This is a genomic window from Shewanella sp. SP2S2-4 (assembly GCF_031932025.1).
GTDB lineage: Bacteria > Pseudomonadota > Gammaproteobacteria > Enterobacterales > Shewanellaceae > Shewanella > Shewanella baltica.
In genome coordinates, this window is the sequence record NZ_JAUOER010000056.1 from 1 (window position 1) to 635 (window position 635).

1 tRNA gene, 1 rRNA gene and 1 pseudogene are annotated in these 635 nt (G+C 45.2%); 1 reads left to right on the top strand and 2 read right to left on the bottom strand.

The annotated features are described in order from the left end of the window. Positions 1-153: pseudogene (locus Q4Q54_RS21630) on the top strand (IS630 family transposase); the annotation flags it as partial. Between the two features lie 226 nt (positions 154-379). Here the strand turns inward: Q4Q54_RS21630 and rrf are convergent. Both rrf and Q4Q54_RS21645 read right to left on the bottom strand, forming a co-directional pair. Continuing rightward, a 5S ribosomal RNA gene (rrf, locus tag Q4Q54_RS21640) occupies positions 380-495 on the bottom strand. A gap of 37 nt (positions 496-532) precedes the next feature. Next, positions 533-608 (bottom strand) — tRNA-Thr (locus Q4Q54_RS21645). Between the last annotated feature and the right edge of the window lie 27 nt (positions 609-635).

Sequence of the window (635 nt, forward strand, 5' to 3'; positions counted from 1 at the left end):
TGGCTGCGCCAACATTATCTCGCCAATCGCTGTTTTAAAGGATATGAGGACATAGTGGATGCCTGCAGCCAGGCATGGAACAGCTTTATCAGTTGTACAAAACGCGTGGTAAAAATGTGCTCTCGGGAATGGGCAAAGGTGACTGAACTTTAATGCGGAATGGTATTAAAGGATATGAGGACATAGTGGATGCCTGCAGCCAGGCATGGAACAGCTTTATCAGTTGTACAAAACGCGTGGTAAAAATGTGCTCTCGGGAATGGGCAAAGGTGACTGAACTTTAATGCGGAATGGTATTAGGCTGATTTTTACAAACCTCAGACGCAAAAAAGCCAGCTTATTAAGCTGGCTTCGTTACATCTCTACTAGATAATTAGGCGCTTGGCGATGACCTACTCTCACATGGGGAGACCCCACACTACCATCGGCGCGTTTGCGTTTCACTTCTGAGTTCGGGATGGAATCAGGTGGTTCCACAAGGCTATTGTCACCAAGCAAATTTTGTGTTCTAGGAAATGACACTAGATTGTAATGGTGCTGATACCCAGAATCGAACTGGGGACCTCATCCTTACCAAGGATGCGCTCTACCGACTGAGCCATATCAGCAATTCTATACTAATCAATTAAGATTAT